Genomic DNA, 12,329 nt, shown 5'->3' on the forward strand with positions numbered 1-12,329 from the left:
AGCGTTGTGTCTGTGCGCCAGTTGGCCTACGTCTGTGTAGTGTCCACGGTGGGCGCCGATATACTCGGCCGACCCACCGGGAGCGGCGGGACAGTTCAGGGACAAAACGCATGCAATGGATCTTCATGCTGGTCGGCCTGGTGCTCGGTGCACTGGCCGGGGAATCGGTAACGTCGGCTTTGCTCGGCGGGCTGATCGGTCTGGGCCTCGGGCAGGCGCTGCGCCTGCAGCAGCTGGCGACCGATAACGCCAGGCTGCGCACGGAGCTGAAGGGCTTCGCCGAGCGCTTCGAGCGCGGCACCACGGCCGTAGTCGAGCGCCTGGTCCGGCTGGAAAGCGCGCAACCGGGTGCGGCTGCCGAACCGACGGTGGCGCCGCCTGCTGCGGCCGAGCCGAACCCTGTCGCACCGCTGCCCGAGAGCGAGCCGCTTGCCCAGTCCGAGGCGGAGTCCAGCGAGCTGGTCTGGGAGCTGCCGGAACAACTCAGCCCCGCCCCGCAGCTGGCCGCCGAGGCCGCGCGCGCCGAACCGGTCGAACCCCAGATACAGAGAGAAGAGCCGGTTCGCGAGCCGCGTCGTCCGCCGGTACCGCGCGAGCCTTCGCTGATCGAACGAGGCATCGCCCAGGCCAAGGCCTGGCTGCTGGGCGGCAACACCGTGCTGCGGGTCGGCGTGGTGCTGCTGTTCCTCGGCCTGGCCTTCCTCCTGCGCTACGCCACCGAGGGCATGGTGGTGCCGGTGGAGCTGCGTTATGCCGGCGTGGCAGCCAGCGCCATCGCCCTGCTTGGCCTCGGCTGGTGGCTGCGCCGGCGTAACCCGAACTACGCCCTGATGCTGCAGGGCACCGGCATCGCCGTGCTGTACCTGACGGTGTTCGCTGCCATGCGCCTGCACCCGCTGCTCGATCCCAAGCTGGCCCTGGGCCTGCTGGTGCTGGTCACCGCCTTCTCGGCCATCCTCGCCGTGGCGCAGAACGCCCTGGGCCTGGCGGTGGCGGCGGCGCTTGGCGGATTCGCCGCGCCGATCCTCACTTCCACCGGCAGCGGCAACCATGTGGCGCTGTTCTCCTACTTCATCCTGCTCAACAGCGGCATCCTCGCCATCGCCTGGTTCAAGGCCTGGCGCCTGCTCAACCTGGTCGGCTTCGTCGGCACCTTCGGAATCGGTTTCGCCTGGGGCATCCGCTCCTACACGCCGGAGCTGCTGTGGAGCAGCGAGCCGTTCCTCATTGTATTTTTCCTGATGTACGTAGTCATCGGCCTGCTATTCGCCCGACGCAAATTGCGCGAGGCGGCGGACGCGCCAGAAGAGCGCGCCGAGCTGCTGCGCTGGAGCCGCGGCCGCGCCGACTATGTCGACGGCACCGTGCTGTTCGGCCCGCCGCTGGTGGGCTTCGGCTTGCAGTACGCCATCGTCCAGCACCTGGAATTCGCTGCCGCCTTCAGTGCCTTGGGCCTGGGCCTGTTCTACCTGGTGCTGGCGCGCCTGCTGCGCGGACGCAACCTGTTGCTGTTGATGGAGACCTGCCTGGCCTTGGGCGTGGTGTTCGCTACCCTGGCCATCCCGCTGGGCCTGGATGCGCGCTGGACCACCGCCGCCTGGGCAGTGGAGGGCGCCGGCATCTATTGGCTGGGCCTGCGCCAGGGCCGACCGCTGGCACGCGTCTTCGCCCTGCTGCTGCAACTCGGTGCGGCGCTGGCCTTCCTCGGTCAGCTCGATATCGGCGGCGACAACCTGCTCGGTGGTGCACCGCTGGGCGCGCTGATGCTCGGCGTGGCGCTGCTGTTCAGTTTCTGGCAGCTGCGTCGCGCACCGCAGGAGGCGACCCGTGGCTGGGAACGCCGTGGCTTGCCCTGGCTGGCGGTGGCGGGGCTGCTGTTCCTCTACCTGATCGCGCCGCTGTGCCTGGACGCCGAAGGTACGGCTATCGCCTGGGCCCTGGCCGGCCTGGCCACCCTGTTCGTCGGCCTGCGCCTGCAGGCGCGCAGCTTCCTGTTCAGCGCCTTTGCCGTGCAGCTGCTCGGCGGTGTGGTATTCCTGACCCAGATGCAGGGCAGCGAACTGGGCAACTCCGCCATCTTCTACTCCGGATGGCGTGGCCTGATGGTCTGCTCGCTGATCGGCCTGGCGCTGGTGGCCGGCATGCTGATCGCCGTGCGCGACAAGCTGGTCAGCGAGGATCGCCGGCTGATGCGCGGCCTGTCGCTGGTGATGCTGGTCGGCCTGCTGTTCGTCAACCTGGCGGTGCTGTTCGTGCTGCCCTGGCAGAGCGCGGCGGCGGTGTGGGCCGGCACGGGCCTGCTGATCATCTGGCTCAGCCTGCGCCTGCAACTGCGCGCGAGCTTCCTGTTCGGCCTCGTGTTGCAGGTGGTCGGCGGTATCGCCTTCCTCGCCGCCAGCCCGCTGCTGCTCGGCCAGCTGCCGAGCGAAGGCCTGCGCCCGCTGGCGCATGCCGGATTTTGGGCGCCACTGGTGCTGGCCCTGGCCGCGCAGGTCGGTGCCTGGCGTCTGCGCCATGTGTTGCTGCGCCAGCAGGCCGGCGATCTTGGCAGCCTCAGCCTGCAGCGCCTGTCGCAGCTGTTGCTGGCCTGGGGCGCCGGCTGGTGGGCGCTTGCGCTTTCCAGCGAAGTGCTGCGTTTCGTCGCTAGCGATCTGCAGGGCGCCGCGCTGCTGGCCCTGGCGGCGCTCAGCGTGGCGCTGTGGAGCTGGCTGGCCGGGCGCCTGCGCTGGCGCTCGCTGGCGTTGTTGTGCACGTTGCTGGTGCCGGTGGCCGGCGTGATCCTGCTGCACCAGGCCCATCACCTCTACCATCCAGCGGCCGGCTTCGGCTGGCTTGGCTGGGGCCTGGTCTTCGCCGTGCACCTGTGGTCGCTCAAGCGCCTGGCCGAGTTGCTGCCGGCGGGCATGCGCAGCGCCGCCCACGTGCTGGGCTGCTGGCTGATCCTCGGCGTGCTGGCGCTGGAGCTGCGTTATCTGCTGATGCTGCTGGCCGAGCACTACAACGCCTGGCGTTGGCTGGGCTGGGCGGTGCTGCCGAGTGCCTTCCTCCTGGCGATGGCCGCGCCGCGTGCCTGGCCCTGGCCGGTGGCGGCCTACCCACGCGAGTACCGAGTGCTGGCCGCCGCGCCGCTGGCGCTGCTGATGCTCGGCTGGCTGTGGCTGGCCAATATCGCCAGTGACGGCAGCGCCGATCCGCTGCCTTACCTGCCGCTGCTCAACCCGCTGGAGCTGGGCATGCTGCTGGTGCTGCTGGCGATCTACAGCTGGATGCGGGCAGGCTTACCGCAGCTGGGCCTGGCGGCGCACAGCGAGCGCATCGCGCAGACAGTCGCCGGAGCCACGCTGTTCGCCGTGCTCACCGCCACCGTATTCCGCGCCGCCCATCACTGGGGCGGCGTGCCCTACGAGCTGGATGCGCTGCTCGACTCGATGCTGGTGCAGGCTGGCCTGTCCATCGTCTGGACCCTGATCGCTCTGCCGCTGATGATCGTCGGCCACCTGCGTGCCCGCCGCGAGCTGTGGCTGCTGGGCGCGGCATTGATCGCCGTGGTGGTGGCCAAGCTGTTCTTCGTCGAGCTGGGTAACCGTGGCGGCCTGGAGCGGATCATTTCCTTTATCGGTGTTGGCGTGTTGCTACTGGTGGTCGGCTACTTCGCCCCGCTGCCACCGCGCAAGAGCGAGTCCCCCGAGGTAAACGCATGAACAAGTCGTTGCTGATAGCCCTCCTGCTACTGGCGCCCTGGGCGCGTGCCGAGTTCGCCACCCAGGTACCGCTGACCCTGGCAGGCGAGGGCCCCTGGTACCGCCTGGAGCTGCCACTGGGTCTGCAGATGGCGGCCAAGCATGGCGACCTGCGCGACCTGCGGGTACTCAATGCCGAGGGCGAGGAGCTGGCCTATGCCCTGACCCTGGGCAGCACCCAGCCCGAGGAAAAGCGCCAGGAGGCGGCGGTGAAGTGGTTCCCGCTGCGCGGCCCGGCCGATACCCAGGCCGCACCGGCCATCCGCGTGCAGCGCGGCACTAGCGGCACCCTGGTGGAGGTGGCGCCGGAGCAGACGGGGCAGGGCGAACAGATCCTGCGTGGCTGGTTACTCGACGCCAGCGCCTTCGATGAGCCATTGCATCGCCTGCTGCTGGACTGGAGCGCCGAGCAGGAAGGCTTCCAGCGCTTCACTATTGAGGCCAGCGACGACCTACAGCACTGGCAGCGCTGGGAAGATGGGCAGATCGCCCGCCTGAGCCTGAATGACGAGCGCGTCGAGCAGCGCGAAGTCGCTCTGCCGGGCGCCAAGGCCCGCTACCTGCGCCTGCTTTGGCAGGCGCCACAGCAGGCCCCTGACTTGCTGGGCGCACGCATGGTCAGTATCGAAAGCCGCGATACGGCGCTTCCCTTGGCCTGGTCCGCGCCATTGCAGCCGAGCTCCGCCAAGACCGGCGAATACAGCTGGGAACTGCCGCTGTCACTGCCCCTGCAGAAGGTGCGCATCGAATTGCCGGTGGGCAATGTACTGGCACCGGTCAGCCTGTCGTCGCGGGGCGCCGGCAAGCTGGAGTGGCAACCACTGACCAGCGGCCTGCTCTATCGCCTGCCGCAGGATGGCAAGGAAGCACTGCAGGACGAGATCGAGCTGTACGGCACGCCGGTGCAGCAGCTACGCCTGCGTGTCGACAGCCGTGGCGGTGGCCTGGGCAGTGCGGCGCCCCAGCTGCGCGTGGCGGTGCGCGGCACTCAGGTGGTGTTCCTCGCCCGTGGCTCGGCGCCCTATCGCCTTGCCGTCGGCGACGCCGCTGCGCACTCGGCGGCGCTGCCACTGAGCACCCTGATCCCCGGCTACGAGCCCAAGCGCCTGGCAACCCTGGGCCGAGCCATTGCGCCCGACGAAGTGCCTGCAGTCGTGCGTGAAGCGGCCGCTGCCGGGCAGTCTTCCGCCGACTGGAAACGCATCGGCCTGTGGGCGGTGCTGCTCGCCGGTGTCGCCCTGCTCGGCGGCATGGCCTTCAGCCTGCTGCGCAAGCCGGAATGATGGCGATATCGGGGCCGTGGCACTGAACTTCCTGCATGTCGCCATCCTCTCATCTGCTGTCGGTTTCGGCAGAGGCGCCGGAGCCCGCAAACGGTTAAACTGCCGCCGATTTTTCCAAGCTTCCGGAGCCCCTCCATGTCGCGCGTCACTCTGAGCCGCTACCTGATCGAACAGACCCGCAGTCACAACACCCCGGCCGACCTGCGCTTCCTCATCGAGGTGGTGGCACGCGCCTGTAAGGAAATCAGCCATGCCGTGTCCAAGGGCGCCCTCGGCGGCGTGCTCGGCAGCATGGGCACCGAGAACGTGCAGGGCGAGGTGCAGAAGAAGCTCGACGTGATCTCCAACGAGATCCTGCTGGAAGCCAACGAGTGGGGCGGCCACCTGGCCGGCATGGCTTCCGAAGAGATGGACAACGCCTACCAGATTCCGGGCAAGTACCCGAAAGGCGCCTACCTGCTGGTGTTCGACCCGCTGGATGGCTCCAGTAACATCGACGTCAACGTCTCCGTCGGCACCATCTTCTCCGTGCTGCGTTGCCCGGACGAGTACCTGAGCCAGAACGACAGCCTGGACGAGAAGGCCTTCCTGCAGCCTGGCACCAAGCAGGTTTGCGCTGGCTACGCCATCTACGGCCCGCAGACCATGCTGATGCTGACCCTCGGTGACGGCGTCATGGGCTTCACCCTGGACCGCGAGATGGGCAGCTTCGTGCTCACCCACGACAACATCCGCGTACCGGAGAGCACCGCCGAGTTCGCCATCAACATGTCCAACCAGCGCCACTGGGAAGCCCCGGTCAAGCGCTACGTGGACGAGCTGCTGGCCGGCAAGGAAGGCCCGCTGGGCAAGAACTACAACATGCGCTGGATCGCCTCCATGGTGGCCGATGTACACCGCATCCTCACCCGTGGCGGCCTGTTCATGTACCCGCGCGACGCCCGTGAGCCTGAGAAGCCGGGCAAGCTGCGCCTGATGTACGAGGCCAACCCGATGTCGATGCTGATCGAGCAGGCGGGCGGCGCTGCCACCAACGGCACCCAGCGTATCCTCGACATCCAGCCGGAGTCCCTGCACCAGCGCGTGGCGGTGTTCCTCGGCTCGAAGGAAGAAGTCGAACGCGCTACGGCCTACCACAAGGCCTGACCCGTGAACGCCTGGCAGCCGCTGCTGGACTGGTGGTTCGGTGCTACCGAAGCCAGTGCCGGCGAGGTGGCTGCCCGACGCCAGGGCCTGTGGTTCGGCTATCGCGCCGAGCAGGACGAGGAGGCTCGCCGCCTGTTCGGCGAGCCTTGCACCGCAGCGCTGGCCGGTGGGCTGCAGGACTGGGCCGAGCAGCCGCGGGGCTGGCTGGCGCTGATCCTGCTGCTGGACCAGCTGCCACGCATGATCCACCGCGGTACGCCGCAAGCCTTCGCCGGCGATGTCCGTGGCAGAGAGCTGGTGCGCCAGGGCCTGGCGCGTGGGTTCGCTGCCGAGCTGACGCCGATCCAGCGCGTCTTCATCTACCTGGTGCTGGAACACGCCGAAGACCTGGCGTTGCAGGACGAGGCGGTCAACCTGTTCGCCGCGCTGCGCGATCAGGCACCGACCAGCGAGCAGCAGCTGTTCGCCAACTACCTCGACTTTGCCGAACGCCACCGTCAGGTGATCCAGCGTTTCGCGCGCTTTCCGCATCGCAATGCGCTTCTTGGGCGCGCCTCCACGGCGGCCGAGCAGGCCTTCCTCGAGGAACCTGGCTCACGCTTCTGAGGTCCGAGGGGCGCAGTTGGGCTGGTCCTGTGCCAAGCTCTGTTGCAACGTCCCCATCTTCTGGAGCTGCCTTCATGTCGCTGCGCAATCTCGCCCTTCTCACCGTCTGTGTCCTGCTCGCCGCCTGCGGCAAGGTCAATCAGGAAAACTACTCCAAGCTCAAGGCCGGCATGGCCAAGAGCGAGGTGGAGAGCATGCTCGGCAATCCTACCGAGTGCTCCGGTGCCGTGGGGCTGACCAGCTGCACCTGGGGCGACGAGAAGAGCTTCATCAGCGTGCAGTTCGCCGGCGACAAGGTGATGCTGTTCTCCGGCCAGGGCCTCAAGTAACTCGCTCGTTCTGCGGTGGGCGCGGTCCAAAGCGAACTGCCTTTGCGGAGATTCGCCATGCGCCCCATCCTCCTCTCCCTGCTCCTCGCCCTGGCCGGCTGTGCTGGCTCGGGGGCGACGGACAATCCGCCAGCGACCGCTGGCCAGGTCGATCTGCAGCGCTACCAGGGCACCTGGTACGAGCTGGCTCGCTTGCCGATGTTCTTCCAGCGCGACTGCGTCGCCTCTGAGGCGCACTACCGCCTGCAGGAGGACAGCCGCGTGGCGGTGACCAACCGTTGCCGCACGGCCGAGGGTGAGTGGCAGGAGGCGCGCGGCGCGGCCGAGGCACAGGTGGCGGGGCGTACCGACAAGCTCTGGGTGCGTTTCGACAACTGGTTCAGCAACCTCTTCCCCGGCCTGACCAAGGGCGATTACTGGGTGCTGTACCTGGATGCCGACTATCAGGTTGCGCTGGTCGGCCACCCTAATCGCGAATACCTGTGGCTGCTGTCGCGCACCCCGCAGGTCTCTGCCGAGACTCGTGATCGCCTGCTGAGCGAGGCCCGCGAGCGTGGCTACGACACCGGCGCGCTGATCTGGCGCGCGGACTAGCGCCGGCTGCGCAGCTTCACGGTGATCTGCGTGTCGCCGCTGCCGTGTTCGAACAGGCATTGCGCCGGCTGCGGCTTGCCCTTGAACAGCGAGGGATTGGTCGAGAAACCCACCGGCTCGCGCGGCACGCCGCGCGGGCTGAGGGCCAGCGCGCCATCGCCGTCGAGGTCCTGGAACAGCTGCACGGCGTAGCGCCCCGGCGGTACATCGCTCAGGCGCAGCTCGCCGGTATCGCCCTGCAACTGGCGCAGAATCGGGCCGTTCCAGTCGGGCTGGTCGGCCGCGATCAGGGCCAGGTGCAGCAGGCCGTTGGCCTGTTTGCCTTCGACCTTGACCAGAATGTCCCCGGCGCACGTCTGTGAACTGACGAACAGCAGCGCCAGCAGGCACGGCCAGGTTACGGTTTGAAGAAATCGCTGTGGCATAATCCGGCCATTTTGCAGGGAATTGGCAAAGGATGCGTCAGGTTTTAGTGGTTCATTTCTCACAAACCGGCCAGTTGGACCGCTTGGTCCGATCGGTATGCGCGCCTCTGGAAAATGCCCCCGGCGTGCAGGTCGACCATCTGCAACTGCAGCCCGCACAACCCTTTCCCTTCCCCTGGCCTTTCCTCGGTTTCTTCCGCATCTTCCCCGAGACGGTGCTGATGCGCCCGCAGCCACTGCTGCCATTGCAGGTGGATGCGAGTAAACGCTATGACCTGATCATCCTCGCCTACCAGGTGTGGTTCCTCTCGCCGTCGCTGCCGGTGACCAGCTTCCTCGCCTCGCAGGAGGCCGCCAAACTGTTCAAGGACACCCCGGTGGTGACCCTGATCGGCTGCCGCAACATGTGGCTGATGGCCCAGGAGAAGATCAAGGTGCGCCTGACCCAGCTCGGCGCGCGCCTGGTCGACAACATAGCCCTGACCGACGCCTGCGGCACCGCCGCGAGCTTCCTGGCCACCCCGCTGTGGATGTTCACCGGCCGGCAGAAACCCTATTCCTGGGTGCCGCGCGCCGGTATCGAGGAGGGCGAGATCGTCGCCGCCAGCCGCTTCGGCAAGGCCATTGCGCGGCGTCTGACGGCTGACCAGCTGCCCATCGTCCAGCCCATGCTGCAGGGACTCGGCGCCGTGCGCATCGACGAGAAGCTGATCGGCAGCGAGAAGGTCGGCAACCGCAGCTTCCAGCTGTGGAGCCGCCTGCTCTCCGCCCTCGGCCCGCAGCAGAGCACGCGCCGAGGTGTCGGCCTGGTGGTTTATATCGTCTTCCTGCTGTGTCTGATCATCACCGTGGTGCCGCTCGGCGCCCTGCTCAAGAAACTGCTGGCTCCGCTGTCCAGGGAACGGACTCTGCGTGAAAAGGCCTACTTCGCCGGTCCGTCCGGCGAGTGAAGTGACCCGAGGAATTCAACGTGGCCAATCCCGTCTTCATCAACCGCATCAGCGCCTACCTGCCGTTCGACCCGGTCGACAACGAGCAGATGGAGGAGCGCCTAGGCTTCGTCGGCGGCCAACCGTCGCGGGCGCGGCGCCTGGTGCTCAAGCGCAACGGCATCCAGAACCGTCACTACGTGATCGACCCGGCCAGCGGCCAGCAGGCGATGAGCAACGCGCAGATCAGCGCCGCCGCCATCCGCGAGCTGCAGGCTCCAGGCTTCGATCTGGCTGACCTGGACTGCCTGGTGGCCAGCACCTCATCGCCGGACCAGACCATGCCCGGCCATGCGGTGATGGTGCATGGCGAGCTGGGCAACCCGCCCAGCGAAGTGGTGACCACCGCCGGCATCTGTCTGTGCGGCATGACTGCGCTGAAATACGCCTACCTCAGCGTGGCCAGTGGCGAGAGCCGTAACGCCGTTGCCTGCGGCTCCGAAGTGGCTTCCGCGCTGATGCAGGCGCGCAACTTCGACGCCGAGTACGAGCGCCGCGCCGAGGAGCTGGAAAGCCACCCGGAGATCGCCTTCGAGAAGGACTTCCTGCGCTGGATGCTCTCCGATGGCGCCGGCGCCGTGTGGCTGCAGGGCCAGCCCAACGCGCGTGGCCTGAGCCTGCGCATCGACTGGATCGACATTCTCTCCTTCGCCGACCAGATGCCGCCGTGCATGTACGCCGGCGCCGAGATGGAGGAGGGCGGCCTGACCGGCTGGAGCCGCTTCGACGCCGACGAGCGTAGCCGCCGCTCGGTGATGGCGATCAAGCAGGACGTCAAACTGCTCAACGACAACATCGTGCGTGTCACCGTGGTCGAGGCGCTCAAGCGCATCCTGCACAAGCGCGACCTGCGCGTGGCGGACATCGACCACTTCCTGCCGCACTACTCCTCCGAGTTCTTCCGCGAGCGCCTGGCCGAGGGCCTGGCCGAGGCCGACCTGCCGATTCCCCAGGAGCGCTGGTTCACCAACCTGACCAGCAAGGGCAACACCGGCGCCGCCTCGATCTTCATCATCCTTGAGGAACTGTTCAACGGCGGCCGCCTGCGCCGTGGCGAGCGCCTGCTCTGCTACGTGCCGGAGAGCGGCCGCTTCTCCAGCGCATTCATGCATCTGACGGTGGTCGGCGATGAAGCTTGACGAGGTTCCCCAGGATCACAGCTCCACCTACGGCGGCCACAGCAAACTGGTCTACGCGGTGGACGCCGAGGGCCACTACCAGCGCGCGCAGAGCGACGGCTGGGACACCGAGGCTTACGCCACCCAACTGGCCGTGGCCGAGCTGGAGGCCCAGGAAGCCGAGGCCGAGGCGGCCTGGCAGCGCGGCGAGCTGTCGCCGCTGAAATGCCTGATGTACCGCTACCGTCTGGACGAGCCGGCGCTGGCGCAGATCACCGGGCTGTTTCAGTGGCGCATCCGCCGGCACTTCCGTCCGGCCATCTACCGGCGCCTGAGCGCATCTATCCTCGCCCGTTACGCCGAAGCCTTCGGCCTGCCGGTGGAACAACTGATCGGCTACCAGAAGGCCCCGGCATGAGCAGCTTCGAACCGCATTTCCAGCACCGCCAGAGCGCCCACTGCGAGAGCGGGGTGATGGCCAGCCTGCTGAGCCACGCCGGCCTGCCGATGAGCGAGCCGATGGCCTTCGGCCTGGCCTCGGGCCTGGCCTTCGCCTACCTGCCGATCGTCAAGCTCAGCGGCATGCCGCTGATTGCCTATCGCATGCCGCCCAAGCACCTGATCAAGACCCTGAGCAAGCGCCTCGGCGCACGCCTCAACAGCCGTACCTTCGGCAACCCCGAGCAGGGCCGCCGCGAGCTGGATGCGCTGCTCGACCAGGGCCGCCTGGCCGGCCTGCAGAGCTCGGTGTTCTGGCTGCCGTACTTCCCGCCGGAGATGCGCTTCCACTTCAACGCGCACAACCTGCTGGCCTACGGCCGCGATGGCGACGAGTACCTGATCAGCGATCCGGTGTTCGAGGAGCCGGTGCGCTGCGCCAGCGCCGACCTGCAGAAGGCGCGCTTCGCCAAGGGCGCGCTGGCGGCCAAGGGCCTGATGTACTGGCTCGACGACGTGCCGCAGGAGCAGGAGTGGGAGAAGCTGATCCGCCAGGCGGTGCTCGGCACCACGCGCATCCTCGACGGCATGCCGCTGCCGTGGATCGGTATTCGTGGCATCCAGCACCTGGCCAAGCAGGTCGAAAACCTCGATCCGGCGCAGACCAAGTACAACCGCCTGTACCTGACCCACATCGTGCGTATGCAGGAAGAGATCGGCACCGGCGGCGCCGGCTTCCGCTTCATGTACGCCAGCTTCCTGCAGGAGGCCGGCGAGAAGATCGGCGCGGCCGAACTGGGCGCGGCCTCGGCACGCCTGACCGCCATCGGTGACGACTGGCGCCAGTTCGCCTCGGCCTGCGTGCGCGCCAGCCGCAGCAAGGGAGAGGCGCCGGACTTCCGTCCCATCGCCGAGATGCTGCGTGGCATCGCCGGCCAGGAGCGCGCGCTGATGAAGGAGCTGGGCGCCTGGAGCAAGCGCAAGGGCTGAGCAAATTACGGATTCAGACAAGTGGGCTGAGAGAACGCTACTACATCAGGGATGAAGCAATATGAGTTTGCAGCGGTATCTGCTGGGAGCCACCGTCTGGATGCTGGTATCCACGGCTAATGCTGATGAGTACTACGAGTTTCTTTCTATTCGCTGTATGCCGCAGCTCCAGGCAATACGTTTGGACTTTGTAGGTATTTGGAATGTCGGTGACTGGATTTGGCCTAGCGTGCCGGAGCAAGAGAATCGTAAGTCTTGGGTCTTGGATAGCTGGCAACGTCATGAGAATGCGTTAAAGACGCTTGAGCGCAAGCACGGTCTCCATGTGTTTGGCCAGCAATATGGCCGCCAGCTGGACTCGCCCATCATCTGCGAGCTTCCTCATTTTCGCGTCAGTATCGCGGCCGCTCGCATTGAGCGCGAATACGTAGATGAGGACATTCGGGTTGCTTACCGAGGTCGTGCAGAGATTCAAATAACAGCTCTGAATGGTTCATTGGTTTTCAGCGAGACGCTGGATGAAGCTGACGACTTTCAGGCTGCCGAGGCCTCCTACGGCCTTGCTATATCTCACTGCAAAAAAGCGTCCGAATCTCCTAGTAGGCACGTGACCAAGGAGTGCAGCGAACAGCTGATCAAGGTGCCGAACAGCCAATAAGGCGTAGTGGCCA

The 12,329-nt window shown here is 66.9% G+C and carries 12 protein-coding genes; 11 read left to right on the forward strand and 1 reads right to left on the reverse strand.

The features are described 5' to 3' along the window. Positions 1 to 110: 110 nt before the first annotated feature. The 6 genes from IP89_RS18270 to IP89_RS18295 all read left to right on the forward strand — a co-directional run bounded on the left by IP89_RS18270 (position 111) and on the right by IP89_RS18295 (position 7,698). Complete coding sequence (locus tag IP89_RS18270; RefSeq protein ID WP_043311086.1) at positions 111 to 3,701, forward strand: DUF2339 domain-containing protein; 3,591 nt, start codon at positions 111 to 113, stop codon at positions 3,699 to 3,701. Beyond that, on the forward strand, positions 3,698 to 5,023 hold the full coding sequence (locus tag IP89_RS18275; RefSeq protein ID WP_043311087.1) for a DUF3999 domain-containing protein: 1,326 nt from the start codon (positions 3,698 to 3,700) through the stop codon (positions 5,021 to 5,023). The genes IP89_RS18270 and IP89_RS18275 overlap by 4 nt, the downstream gene beginning before the upstream one ends. Positions 5,024 to 5,158: 135 nt before the next feature. Next, positions 5,159 to 6,169, forward strand: a complete 1,011-nt coding sequence (locus IP89_RS18280; RefSeq protein ID WP_043311088.1) for a class 1 fructose-bisphosphatase — start codon at positions 5,159 to 5,161, stop codon at positions 6,167 to 6,169. A gap of 3 nt (positions 6,170 to 6,172) precedes the next feature. Continuing rightward, a complete protein-coding gene (locus IP89_RS18285; protein WP_043311089.1) occupies positions 6,173 to 6,775 on the forward strand; it encodes a DUF924 family protein in 603 nt (200 codons plus the stop codon). A 74-nt stretch (positions 6,776 to 6,849) separates the two neighbouring features. Next, positions 6,850 to 7,104 (forward strand): lipoprotein, encoded by a 255-nt coding sequence (locus IP89_RS18290; protein WP_043311090.1) that lies wholly within the window; start codon positions 6,850 to 6,852, stop codon positions 7,102 to 7,104. Between the two features lie 57 nt (positions 7,105 to 7,161). Next, positions 7,162 to 7,698 (forward strand): lipocalin family protein, encoded by a 537-nt coding sequence (locus tag IP89_RS18295; RefSeq protein ID WP_043311091.1) that lies wholly within the window; start codon positions 7,162 to 7,164, stop codon positions 7,696 to 7,698. Here IP89_RS18295 and IP89_RS18300 read toward each other — a convergent pair. After that, a complete protein-coding gene (locus tag IP89_RS18300) occupies positions 7,695 to 8,123 on the reverse strand; it encodes a DUF2141 domain-containing protein (RefSeq protein ID WP_081963301.1) in 429 nt (142 codons plus the stop codon). The genes IP89_RS18295 and IP89_RS18300 overlap by 4 nt on opposite strands. A 125-nt stretch (positions 8,124 to 8,248) precedes the next feature. Here IP89_RS18300 and IP89_RS18305 point away from each other — a divergent pair, with 125 nt between their 5' ends. From IP89_RS18305 to IP89_RS18325, 5 genes are all read left to right on the forward strand, one after another. After that, positions 8,249 to 9,073 (forward strand): dialkylrecorsinol condensing enzyme, encoded by an 825-nt coding sequence (locus IP89_RS18305; RefSeq protein WP_256203164.1) that lies wholly within the window; start codon positions 8,249 to 8,251, stop codon positions 9,071 to 9,073. Between the two features lie 20 nt (positions 9,074 to 9,093). Then, entirely contained in the window at positions 9,094 to 10,251 is a 1,158-nt protein-coding gene (locus IP89_RS18310) for a beta-ketoacyl-ACP synthase III (protein ID WP_043311093.1), read from the forward strand. Continuing rightward, positions 10,241 to 10,648, forward strand: a complete 408-nt coding sequence (locus tag IP89_RS18315; RefSeq protein WP_043311094.1) for a hypothetical protein — start codon at positions 10,241 to 10,243, stop codon at positions 10,646 to 10,648. The genes IP89_RS18310 and IP89_RS18315 overlap by 11 nt, the downstream gene beginning before the upstream one ends. Then, the gene (locus IP89_RS18320) at positions 10,645 to 11,658 is read left to right on the forward strand and encodes a BtrH N-terminal domain-containing protein (RefSeq protein WP_043311095.1); all 1,014 of its coding nucleotides are present in this window, start codon (positions 10,645 to 10,647) and stop codon (positions 11,656 to 11,658) included. The genes IP89_RS18315 and IP89_RS18320 overlap by 4 nt, the downstream gene beginning before the upstream one ends. 61 nt (positions 11,659 to 11,719) lie before the next feature. Continuing rightward, positions 11,720 to 12,316, forward strand: coding sequence for a hypothetical protein (locus IP89_RS18325; RefSeq protein WP_043311096.1), 597 nt, complete (start codon positions 11,720 to 11,722; stop codon positions 12,314 to 12,316). The last annotated feature ends 13 nt before the right edge of the window (positions 12,317 to 12,329 follow it).

The organism is Pseudomonas sp. ML96, assembly GCF_000761545.1.
GTDB lineage: Bacteria > Pseudomonadota > Gammaproteobacteria > Pseudomonadales > Pseudomonadaceae > Aquipseudomonas.

What these genes read in the sequence shown, in the direction of transcription:
- IP89_RS18275 (WP_043311087.1), top strand. Translation starts at nt 3,698, where the DNA reads ATGAACAAGTCGTTGCTGATAGCCCTCCTGCTACTGGCGCCCTGGGCG.
- IP89_RS18325 (WP_043311096.1), top strand. Translation starts at nt 11,720, where the DNA reads ATGAGTTTGCAGCGGTATCTGCTGGGAGCCACCGTCTGGATGCTGGTA.
- IP89_RS18320 (WP_043311095.1), top strand. Translation starts at nt 10,645, where the DNA reads ATGAGCAGCTTCGAACCGCATTTCCAGCACCGCCAGAGCGCCCACTGC.
- IP89_RS18270 (WP_043311086.1), top strand. Translation starts at nt 111, where the DNA reads ATGCAATGGATCTTCATGCTGGTCGGCCTGGTGCTCGGTGCACTGGCC.
- IP89_RS18300 (WP_081963301.1), bottom strand. Translation starts at nt 8,123, where the DNA reads ATGCCACAGCGATTTCTTCAAACCGTAACCTGGCCGTGCCTGCTGGCG.
- IP89_RS18315 (WP_043311094.1), top strand. Translation starts at nt 10,241, where the DNA reads ATGAAGCTTGACGAGGTTCCCCAGGATCACAGCTCCACCTACGGCGGC.
- IP89_RS18280 (WP_043311088.1), top strand. Translation starts at nt 5,159, where the DNA reads ATGTCGCGCGTCACTCTGAGCCGCTACCTGATCGAACAGACCCGCAGT.
- IP89_RS18295 (WP_043311091.1), top strand. Translation starts at nt 7,162, where the DNA reads ATGCGCCCCATCCTCCTCTCCCTGCTCCTCGCCCTGGCCGGCTGTGCT.
- IP89_RS18290 (WP_043311090.1), top strand. Translation starts at nt 6,850, where the DNA reads ATGTCGCTGCGCAATCTCGCCCTTCTCACCGTCTGTGTCCTGCTCGCC.